Here is an 8,477-nt window from a genome sequence, read left to right as displayed (position 1 = left end):
CCCCAAACCCCCTGTGGGAGCGAGCCTGCTCGCGATGGCGTCATCCCAGACGCCATCAACTCCAGCCAAAAACTCCCACTTCGATATCCACTGTTTTAAACATGTTTGAGCCCCCACGTTTAAAGACACTCAGTGTTACGTCCCAACGGCTACAACGCCTTGCGTCGTTGCCTACGCGTACGTCAGAATCCGCCGGCTTGTGCGTCCAGGGCCCCGTCGGTAACTTGATTCCTGTCACTGCTCATCAGTGATCGGGTCTGCAAGCCCGCCGGAATGCCAGTCGCATAGCCCTGTCACAGGACGCTCATTCAGGTCCTTGAAATGGCGGCTTTGTGCGGGAGACCTCACGGTCTGCCGGGTTCCTGGTTTCCCGAACCCATGTTCCTCGCCAACCCCAAGTACGATACAGAATCCCTGCTGGCCATCGCCAGCGAGTCACTGGGCTCGGCGTCCGTTGCCGGGCATCGCTTCATAGGCTCAATACACTTCCTTGTGCAGGCGATTTCCGGCTGATAACTCGTCGACGAAGGCCTGCGCGTCGTCCTCATCCAGTTGGCCGAAGTTCATTGCGATGTTCTTCAGGGCCTGCTCGATGGCGCGTTCCAGATTATTTTTGTTGCCACACACATACAGATGTGCGCCCAGGTTCAGTATTCCCCACAAGTAAGCACCGTGTTCAAGCATTGCGTCCTGCACGTAGTAACGGGTTTGCGAGTCCCGGGAGAACGCGGTAATCACCCGATCGAGCACGCCATTGGCTTGCCAATTTTCCAGGCGCGACTGGTAGAGGAAATCCGCTTCACGGCGCCGGTCCCCGAAGATCAGACAGGTTTGCAGAGGGTTGTTTTGCTGCTCCATCTGCTCCAGCAGCGCGATCAATGGCGCGATGCCGGTGCCGGTACCGATCAGCACTACCGGGTGTCCGACCTGGCGTGGCAGGTGAAAGCGCGGATTACTGCGGACAAATACCCGGGCGCTGGGATGCTCCCCGGTGAGGTGCCCGGTCGCAGTGCCGGTGCGCGAGCGGTCCGCCATGTCATAAGCGATTTCGCGAATGCACACGTCCACGTAACCGGGGTTGTCATGAGAGGCAATCGAATAGGCGCGCGGCAAACAGTCGGGCAACCACTCGATCAAATCTTCCAGGCTCAGCTGCGCGGGATCACAGAAATCGTCCAGCACGTCGAGCACATCCTTGCCGTACAGATAGACTTCCAGATCCTTGCGGTTGCTGACTTTCAGTAAGGTTTTCAAGGTGTCGTGCTGACTGCACCGAGCAAGTTCGCGCAGCAGCGATTTGCCCAGCTGCCGAAGCTCCTTGGTAGCCAGCAAAGTGGCGGCGTCTTCGCGGCCGAACCATTGGCTGATTTGCGCCAGCAGTTGCGGATCGTTTTGCGCCAGCACGTACAGGTTGTCACCCGCACGGTACTTGATGCCGCTGCCTTCAATGTCGAGGCGAATCTGCCAGGCGTAAGGCGCCGTGGTGTTCAGCCGGGTGCGAGAGATGACGCGTGCCGGCCACGCGGCGTTTTCGCCATAGGCGGTGACTTGCAGGTTCAAGGTGCTGCCGGCACGCCGATCACCCTTGAGCACTGCTGCAAGGGTTGCGCACCAGATGTCGAAAAAACCGTCGAAATCGGTGTCGGCGTCCACGCGGGTGATCCACGGGCGGGCTTGTTTTTGCAGCAGTGCGGCATCCAGGCTTTTGGTAAAACCGCAGAAGGTCGGGTAAGCCGTGTCGCCCAGCCCGAAGATCGCGTAGGGCTGGCCGTTCAGGGATGGCGAAGCATTCAGTTGATCCATGAAACGATCGGCATTTACCGGCGGATCACCGTCGCCGAAAGAGCTGCAAACGATGATCAACACGTCACGAGGCGTCAGTTTGTCGAGGTTCAGCGAGTTGAGATCCTGCACGGCCAGTTCATACGGCTGCAGACAGGGCAGACGCAATAAGCGTTGCGTCAACCCGCGTGCATTGCCGGACTCAGAGCCGTAACCGATCACAATGCGTTCGATTACGTCTGTCATGACGGTTACCTGTCGTAATGTTCGTCGAATTGCTCCTTGGAAAACTCCAGTGCTTCGAAGTCACTCATCAAGTCGTTGATTACCCTGCGGATACTGATGTACTCGACGATATTTCCCTGTTCATCAAACAGCGGCTGCACCGTGGTATCTACCACGTACAGGCCGCCGCCCTTGCCAACGTTGGGAATCACGCCGGTCCAGATCTCACCTTTCTTGATGGTGTCCCACATCTGCTTGTAGGTGCTCTTTGGCACCGAATGATGGCGCACCACGTTATGTGGCTGGCCCAGTAATTCCTCTTTGGTGTACCCGGTAAGCTTGCAAAACAGGTCATTGACGTAAGTGATGTTGCCTTGCAAGTCAGTGGTGGAAATAACCATGACGTTTTCCAGTGCACTCAAGACTTTGGCGTTGATGGCTTGCATTGTGTTTCCCCTGAAATGATTGAAAAGTTGTTGCTGCGAATTCGAATTCGGCGCACCCACGGCTTAGGCACTTCTATTTTTAGTCGTTATAAATCAGTCAACTGACTGAGGGGCATACTGAGAAAAAAGAGGATCCGACCCATGAGCGGATCCTAAAAAGGAGTTCGTGGCGATGGCGGTTTCAGCTGTCCTGAGGTATCAGGCGCGGGCCTTTCCGGGTGACTTGCTGACCCGGTTCGAAGCGAGCATTGGGCGAGCGAACGGTGCTGATTTCGCCTTGGGTGTCTTTCACTTCGTAAGCGGTTTCCGTGAGGCCGGTTGCTTCTTGAACCGAGCTGCCGGCAAAGAATCCGGCGCCGGCACCGATCAGTGCTCCAACGGGGCCACCCACGGCACCGACCATCAACCCGGTCACGACACCGACGGCCTTGCCGGCGGTGGTATCAGGCACCTCACGAACGACCTGATCGGCCATACACACGGGCGAGAGCAACAAGAAGAGGGTGAAAGGTAGGAGGATAGAACGAGACATGGCGTATTCCTGCTTCGGGTTCATTTCCCTAAACAATCCATAAAGCATGCCAATATTTTATTCTTTATATATCAATTAGATAGGAATTCATGTCGTCATATGTACAACACAAATATTAGTCCGTATGACTACTGACTAGTCTTTAAGACTATGTGAAATTCGGCAATCCTTACCCGGTCACGTATGCGAAACCCTCGCATCCCATGAATGTTATTGCCGTCGATCAGCCGTGCGAACTGGAAGGTTTAAAGTGTCGCGGGCCCCTAAAAGCAGCTCATATGCAGTGGTGGAGGTGCGGCCGCACAATAAAAGCCGACCCCATTCAGCTAAATATCGAGGGCGACAGCTGCTGCGTTTTCTTGTGTGGGTTGCACGTGTGCGGTCAGCAAAGGCTGTTGTGAACTTGTATTGCGTTTGAGTCACTCAGCTGGAGGACAACCGATTACATTCAGAAAACTTTTTGAAAAAGACTGCCGGTCGTGGAGGACGGAGATCGACCCAAAGCAGCCCCTTGGGTTTGGACGAGTCGTTAACGACACTAAATCCATGCTGTCCAACGCCAGCGAATCAGTGGGCTCGGCTAGGACCATGTTCAGCCATTTTGCGGCGTTGCTGGATAACTCGCACCGCAAGACGTTGTTGGGAATTACCCGGTTGGTGATGTTGGGGTGAAGGAGTAAGTCCAAACCCCTTTGTGGCGGTCGGTTCGTTCGTCAAAGGGGAGAGTCCGTCGGCAACCGTATCCGTGCCACCTCAAATTTCCGGTGAAATCGGCATTTGAAATTCAATCCATGATCTGAGGCCGGTCCGGTCCAGTCATCCCATCAAGTAGAGGCAAACTCGCCCCGAACGTTCAGGCCGACACAATCCCCTGTAGGAGTGAGCCTGCTCGCGATGGCGTCAGACCTGACGCCCCAGATCCAGGCTCGGATGTTTTGCTCGACTGTTGATGCACTTAAACAGGTTTCAAGGCTCACGTTTAAAGACACTCAGTGTTACGTCCCAAGGCCTACAACGCCTTGCGTCATTACCTACGCGTACGCCAGAATCCGCCGGCTTGTGCGCCTGTGGGGCGAGCTATATCGTTTCCCGGTCACTGAAAAACAGTGATCGGGTTTGGTAGCCCGGTTTCGTATCACGGCGCATAGCATCACCTTTTATGGTGGCCATGCGCGGGGTCCTTTCGAGGGCGCCGGGAACTGATACGACCGGTCTACCAACCCGCGTATGGCCGCCACCTGTCGTTGGTAGCGAGGGTGACGGCTCTCTTTTAAATAAACTCGTATCAGGAGTTTTATTCATGATCAAACCAACTCCCAACCCACCGGACACCAATCCGGCATCCCCCTACGAATCCCTCGATTCCAAAAAACTACACGAAGCCGCCGAACGCGCCCTCGACCACTACCTCAATCCAGGTGCCAACATCATGGCCAGCACCCACGAACCCGAACCCATGTTCCTCGCCAACCCGGCATACGACACCGAATCCCTGCTGGCCAACGCCAGCGAATCACTGGGCTCGGCGACGACCATGCTCAGCAATTTTGCGGCGTTGCTGGATAACTCGCACCGCAAGACGCTGCTGGGGATTACGCAGGTGGTGATGTTGGGGGAATTGGCGGTGAATCAGGCGTTGGATAAGGTTGAAGTGAAGGAGTAAGGGCAATCCCTCTGTGGTGGTGGGTTCGTCCGTCGTCACAGAGGGGAGGTTAGAAAGTCGGCATCCGAGAGCATGACGCCTCAGCTTTCGGGCGTAATTTGATCAATAATGAATCCACAGCCAGAAGCCGGCGGAAGAACCGACGGCCACTACAATGCGGCGTGAACGTTGGCAGTTACTCCGTGGTCGCCTCTTCTTTCAGATTCAGACGGAAAGTGTAGCGAGCGGTTTTCCCACGTAGGTGGTGAGCGCGTAATTCGTCGTTCCGCCGCCGATGACTCCTATTCCGAGCGGGATCACTTTGTCCGCGGCTTTATGAGTAAACGAGTTGCCGATTTTCGCGAATAATTCCTTGATGATCTGAAGCGTCGACCCTTTCAAATACTGATGCACCATGCGCACGCCGGCCTTGCTGGCGATTTTGGTGGCGCCGAAGACCCCATCTGCTCAAGGGAACCGTACAGCGCGATGATGTACTACCTGTGCTTGGCATCTTCGTTGGACATCTTGCCGTTGATGGCCACCGCCAGGCACATGGTCATTTCGATCTGTAGCTTCATCACACCGAGATATCCGCAGCCCGGCCCCTACAGCGCTCACTAGAGTGCCGATGCAGGGAATGACACCCGGAAGAGCATTGGCTGTGCCAGACGTGGGTCCAGCTTTGAATAGCGACTGATGATTTTGTCGACAACTGCTTCTCGAATCTTTTCGTCCGTAGCGGACGGCGCCGAGCTGCGTGCCTGGCTTTCATACTGGGCAACCAGTTCGCGGGCATCCTGCGAGATAATGGCGATGGCTTCCACCATCTTCATCAGTGGAGAGCGGCTTTCGAGAATAAAGATGACGGAGGCAATGGGAGACGCACTACGAAGCAGCACTAAATAAAAAGTACTTAAAAATTAGTTAGTTAGATTATGTTTTGAAAAGTGTATGACCAGCTCTGTGACGATATTTACGGCGAGGAGAGTAGGCTTGTAGTTGGTGTCTGTTTTGCAACAAAAACCAGATGAGCGGTAGATGATTGTTTTTAAGCGTGAAAGTTCATAAAAATAGCAGTAATGCGATTGACAGGGCATACCTCCTATCCTAGGATCAGTCTCGCAGGTGTATCACGCCTGTTCCGCTCTTTAAAAGTCACGTTTGCAAGGAAATCGAAGCCTTCTTTGGCGATCTCGTAAGAGGTCATGACCGGCCCCTCGGTACCCCTGTGCGAATCGCAGAGCGCGGCATGCGCGAAATCGATTTGCGCTTGCGAGGGTTGTCTGGCGTAAAAGCTGAGAGTCCTCTTAAGTCAATATACATATTCCTTGCTGTTTCTCTCTTTGGTCTGGCCGGACATCGCATTTCGCGGTGTCTATTCGAGGAGAAAAGCGATGTATAAACTACATGTTGTAATCTACGTGACTAGAAAAAATAAGAGCATTCGTACGAAGCTTGGAGACAGGCTCGCAACGAAAGGAATTGACTTAAGAGCAACCATAAAAAAACTGACTGTTTCAGCTGTTTTTGGTTGGGTTATACGTTGGATCTTTTCAATTTTTATTGGAAGTGATAATAGCTAACTGACTCTCATCTTTTTTGCTTACCAAGGAGCAGCCGTGGCAAAGGACAAGCCTTACTATCCCCACCTACCGATTGGAAGCGTCGAAGCACTCGCGAAATGTTTAGGCTTGCCTCCGAAACTCTTAAAAGATCTATCAGAAGATACCTCTAACTCTTATACCGAATTTAGTATTACATCTAAATCAGGTAAGGAGCGCATTGTCTATGATCCGAAATTTGAGCTAAAGCGTTTACAAAAAAGAATTAATTCTAGGCTTTTCGAACAGGTTTTCTATCCTTCCTACCTACAAGGTGGGATAAGGGATGAGGAAAACCCAAGAGACTATATTGTAAATGGCACCATCCACGCCGGATCGAAGCATTTGATCGGAATTGATATAAAGGATTTTTATAATAATATCAAGGTGGATAGTGTAAAGCCTATATTCACTCGGCTTTTTAATTTTCCAGATGATGTGGCAAATATTTTAACGAAATTGGTTACGAGAGATGGCAGAGTGCCGCAAGGGGCATGTACTTCCAGCTATGTCGCCAATTTGGTTTTGTTTAATTCGGAGTATTCCCTTGTTAGCAGAATAAAGGCCCGAGGCTTTTCTTATACGCGCCTGTTGGATGATGTAACTATAAGCTCAATGCAACCGATAACTAAAGAAACTAGTACGGGTTTAATTAAAGAAGTCGCGGCAATATTCAAAAAACATAATCTTAGGCTTAACAATAAAAAAACCAAACAAGAGTCGTCGAGCGACGTCAGAGCCGAATATAAGGTTACTGGGATATGGGTCGGTCATGGAATACCAAAGCTTAGAAAAGCTGAAAGACGGCACATTAGGCAGCTAGTGTATATTTGCGAAAAAGAATATTCAAAATGCCGGTTTTCTGAAGAGTACCATGCTCTGTGGAATAGAGTTTCGGGGCAGGTTGCCAAGTTGACGCGTTTAGAGCATACGCAAGCGGAAGATCTAAGACTCCGAATGTCAGAAATTTTGCCCGAATATGATAATCAGATGAAAGCAAGTATCATATTTGAGGCTGATAAGTTACTTAAAAAGCCAGTTGCTCATCATGTCAGGCCAGGTGTAATAAACTCTTTGAATAAAACGTTGTATTCGTTAGGTATTTTGACTCGGACGGATAAGCCTCTAGCTAGGCAGTATAAGAAAATGCTTAGGCTTAGATTTATTAACGCTCCTACAAAATCTGAAATGTGGGGATAGTATGTCGAAAGATGATCGTGTCATATTTTCGGGGTTCGTGACTTCGTTTGATGCCTTCAAAGGTTATGGATTTATCAGGAGGGCGGAAGGTAAAGATGTTTTCTTTTTTTATGATGACATTAAAGATGAGGGGCACGACATCAACGTAGGCGATCGAGTTACTTTCATCATTGAAAAAGCCCCAAAAGGCCCAAAAGCAAAAAATGTTAAAAAAGTAGAGCAAATCCTGGTTCTATAAGGACAGAGAAGCAGATTGATTTATTTTCCAAATATGGGATGTAAAAATAGCCCCATCCTCTTTTTGACCCACTTTTTTTGCCGGAACAACTGAGGCCGTCAAAGCGGCCTCTATTATTTAAGCTTCAATCAATCGAAGGTAGGTAATTGCTGGCTCCCCGGAAAATTCGTCTATGCCAGTTCGGTCAGGTGTTGCAGATAATACCTTTTCCGCTACCTTCCTCGATGCAATATTTGATTCCCCTACAACGGCCTCAATGTAAAATTTCTGAATGCCGTTGCGAGCTAGCCCATTTTTCATTTCATCAATGCTTTTATTGATGATTTTCGCGGCAAGGCCTTGCCGCCTGAATTTTTCAGGGACTGCGTAACCCACGCCAAAGCATGGAACCCCATGTACCGGGTCTGCGGAAACGTAAGTCACAAAAGCTCGTACACGCCCAAAATCAACCATGGCGTAAGTGATGCGTGTCTCCCCATTAGGGCGATCCAGCACAACCTGAAGATCCACATGCAACTCACAAGGATTCATTTGAAAGCCATTCTTTTTGATCTCGTGCTGAAGGCTTATCAGGCCATTCATTGGATCAGTCATTTGAGACATGTGCCCCTCCCCGTGATCGTTACGACGCCTTCTACCAATGGATAAAGCAGTACTTTAAGGCATTTCTTTCCCCACAATGACCATCGCTGGAAAAACAGGGGATGGATGTATTTTCCAAAAAAGACGGAAAAATACATCCGTCCTCTTTTTTGCTCAGCCTGGACCCAAAGTAGCTGGTGGGAAGCGGCAGCAATCGGCTAGAAAG

The 8,477-nt window shown here is 50.9% G+C and carries 9 protein-coding genes and 2 pseudogenes; 5 read left to right on the top strand and 6 right to left on the bottom strand.

Annotated features, from left to right (window positions below; translation table 11 throughout):
* Positions 1-369 precede the first annotated feature (369 nt).
* Positions 370-471, top strand: a pseudogene (locus FHL16_RS35115) (DUF6124 family protein); the annotation flags it as partial.
* A 6-nt stretch (positions 472-477) separates the two neighbouring features.
* Here the strand turns inward: FHL16_RS35115 and FHL16_RS26455 are convergent.
* From FHL16_RS26455 to FHL16_RS26445, 3 genes are all read right to left on the bottom strand, one after another.
* Positions 478-2,028 (bottom strand): diflavin oxidoreductase, encoded by a 1,551-nt coding sequence (locus tag FHL16_RS26455; RefSeq protein WP_077749738.1) that lies wholly within the window; start codon positions 2,026-2,028, stop codon positions 478-480.
* A gap of 5 nt (positions 2,029-2,033) precedes the next feature.
* Complete coding sequence (locus FHL16_RS26450) at positions 2,034-2,453, bottom strand: PAS domain-containing protein (protein ID WP_010459602.1); 420 nt, start codon at positions 2,451-2,453, stop codon at positions 2,034-2,036.
* A gap of 181 nt (positions 2,454-2,634) precedes the next feature.
* Positions 2,635-2,985, bottom strand: a complete 351-nt coding sequence (locus tag FHL16_RS26445; protein ID WP_042932121.1) for a hypothetical protein — start codon at positions 2,983-2,985, stop codon at positions 2,635-2,637.
* 534 nt (positions 2,986-3,519) lie between these two features.
* Between FHL16_RS26445 and FHL16_RS34770 the strand changes: the two are divergent.
* Both FHL16_RS34770 and FHL16_RS26440 read left to right on the top strand, forming a co-directional pair.
* Positions 3,520-3,657 (top strand): annotated as a pseudogene (locus tag FHL16_RS34770) (DUF6124 family protein); the annotation flags it as partial.
* Positions 3,658-4,285: 628 nt separating this feature from the next.
* Positions 4,286-4,648, top strand: coding sequence for a DUF6124 family protein (locus FHL16_RS26440; protein WP_010459606.1), 363 nt, complete (start codon positions 4,286-4,288; stop codon positions 4,646-4,648).
* A gap of 204 nt (positions 4,649-4,852) precedes the next feature.
* On the opposite strand, the gene FHL16_RS34560 is transcribed toward FHL16_RS26440, so the two are convergent.
* Both FHL16_RS34560 and FHL16_RS34555 read right to left on the bottom strand, forming a co-directional pair.
* Positions 4,853-5,044 (bottom strand): hypothetical protein, encoded by a 192-nt coding sequence (locus tag FHL16_RS34560; RefSeq protein WP_238706196.1) that lies wholly within the window; start codon positions 5,042-5,044, stop codon positions 4,853-4,855.
* A gap of 203 nt (positions 5,045-5,247) precedes the next feature.
* Complete coding sequence (locus tag FHL16_RS34555; RefSeq protein ID WP_238706195.1) at positions 5,248-5,529, bottom strand: hypothetical protein; 282 nt, start codon at positions 5,527-5,529, stop codon at positions 5,248-5,250.
* 720 nt (positions 5,530-6,249) lie between these two features.
* Between FHL16_RS34555 and FHL16_RS26430 the strand changes: the two genes are divergently transcribed.
* A complete protein-coding gene (locus FHL16_RS26430; protein WP_077749737.1) occupies positions 6,250-7,431 on the top strand; it encodes a reverse transcriptase family protein in 1,182 nt (393 codons plus the stop codon).
* 1 nt (position 7,432) lies between these two features.
* On the top strand, positions 7,433-7,669 hold the full coding sequence (locus FHL16_RS26425) for a retron Se72 family effector protein (RefSeq protein ID WP_077749736.1): 237 nt from the start codon (positions 7,433-7,435) through the stop codon (positions 7,667-7,669).
* 117 nt (positions 7,670-7,786) lie between these two features.
* Here the strand turns inward: FHL16_RS26425 and FHL16_RS26420 are convergent, their stop codons facing one another.
* Entirely contained in the window at positions 7,787-8,272 is a 486-nt protein-coding gene (locus FHL16_RS26420) for a GNAT family N-acetyltransferase (RefSeq protein WP_202979497.1), read from the bottom strand.
* Positions 8,273-8,477: the final 205 nt, after the last annotated feature.

This window comes from Pseudomonas sp. FSL W5-0299 (assembly GCF_005930655.1).
Lineage (GTDB): Bacteria > Pseudomonadota > Gammaproteobacteria > Pseudomonadales > Pseudomonadaceae > Aquipseudomonas > Aquipseudomonas mandelii.
Note: the sequence above shows the minus strand (reverse complement) of the source record. Positions and strands in the feature narration are given on the sequence as shown.